The organism is Bacteroides sp. RTP31139st1_H2_RTP31139_211217 (assembly GCF_040227615.1).
In the GTDB taxonomy this organism is placed as follows: Bacteria; Bacteroidota; Bacteroidia; order Bacteroidales; family Bacteroidaceae; genus Bacteroides; species Bacteroides uniformis.
Genome location: NZ_JBCNZM010000228.1, coordinates 4500 through 5943 on the forward strand (window position 1 = coordinate 4500; position 1444 = coordinate 5943).

At 47.4% G+C, this 1444-nt stretch carries 1 protein-coding gene and 1 pseudogene; both read right to left on the reverse strand.

Annotated elements, in window-relative coordinates; genetic code table 11:
• Positions 1–279 (reverse strand): response regulator (locus ABUA47_RS22540; RefSeq protein WP_349832089.1); only part of this gene is annotated, 279 nt, incomplete at its 3' end.
• A 3-nt stretch (positions 280–282) separates the two neighbouring features.
• Positions 283–1444: pseudogene (locus ABUA47_RS22545) on the reverse strand (ATP-binding protein); the annotation flags it as partial.

The window sequence follows — 1444 nt, forward strand, 5'->3', positions numbered from 1 at the left end:
CAATATTTCTCCCGTGAATATCAGCACATGTACTCCCGGATAACGCTTGAAGATATTCCGGCAGATGTCCACCCCGATTGTGGTCGAACCTCCCAGTCCCAAGTCCAGCAGAACAAGATCCGGCACGCCGGCTTCAATCAATGTCCAGAACTCCTGCTCAGTCATAGCAGTACCTATTACCTCCGCATTGGGAATTTCATGGCGGAAAATCTCTTCCGTCCCTTTCAGCTCCAACTTGACATCTTCAACGATGATTACTTTAAATTTTTTGTCTTCCATATTTCATTTTTTCGGTAGCGTAAAATATATTGTAAAACCTCCTTCCTTTCCCGGTTCGGCATTGATACGGCATCCCCGGCGTCCGGCAAACTCGTCATGGTCGCGGATAATCTGCTTGCACACCAGATATTCCGTACCATACAGTTCTCCTTTCTCACCGGCCGTCATGCGGGACAAGTCGGGATAGAACAATTGGTTCAATTCTTCACGGGTCTTTTCCCTGCGCATATCTGTAAACAGAAAACGTATAAATTCCCCATCTTCCCGGGCCGACAGACAGACAGCTCCATCCAGAGTTACGGAGCAAGCCTCGTCTATCAGGTTTTCAAGCAGGAAACGCAACTGGTTCCAGTCACCGGTAATCCGTCCTTCCAACAGTTGTATCTTAAAATCAATATGCGCCTTGTTTCCCTTATACACTTTGCGGAAATATTTCCCGGCAGTAGCCATAAGTTCCGGCACAGATATTGTCGCACGCCTGAAAGTCACCTCTTCCAACTGGCGGGAAGCGCATGAACTGAGTGTCGTAAAGATACCTTTGTAATACTCTATCAATTCGCTGATGGCAACCACCGTTTCCCGCTCCTCCGCTTCTGTCTGTTTGCCGGACCGCAGTTTCCCTATCAGCTGCTTTATCTTGTTCGGATAATAAATCGTTTCATGCTTGATGGTCGAAAGACAATTATCCAGCACCATGTTCTGTACATGCAGCAAACTGTCTTCCCAGGAAGCTCGCCGGGCTTCATCTTGAGCCACTTCGATGTCCCGGTATTTCGTAGCCAACTTAACCACTGCATTGAAGATTACAATGGAGACATAACGGGCTATCAGTTCCAAAAGCAAATGGTCGGTCTCCTGCTCCGTACCTTCCCTGCGTTCCAGACACAGCACACCTATGCAACGACACATATTTCCCGCATCCACAACAAGCGGCAATGTTTGTATACCCTTTTCCGATATGTACTCTTGCTGCTCAAAGCAATTCTCCATATATTTCCTCCAGATAGGCAACTCGTCCACGGCGGTATCTTCCACTGGATTGGAAGTGTATTCCAGCTTATGTGTAGTCTCGTTGTATACAGCTATGCTTAACCGGTCGATACTCAAAAGTTCGTTCACTGCATCAAAAGCGGAACCTACAATCTGCCGCGGGATTTCCTTCAAT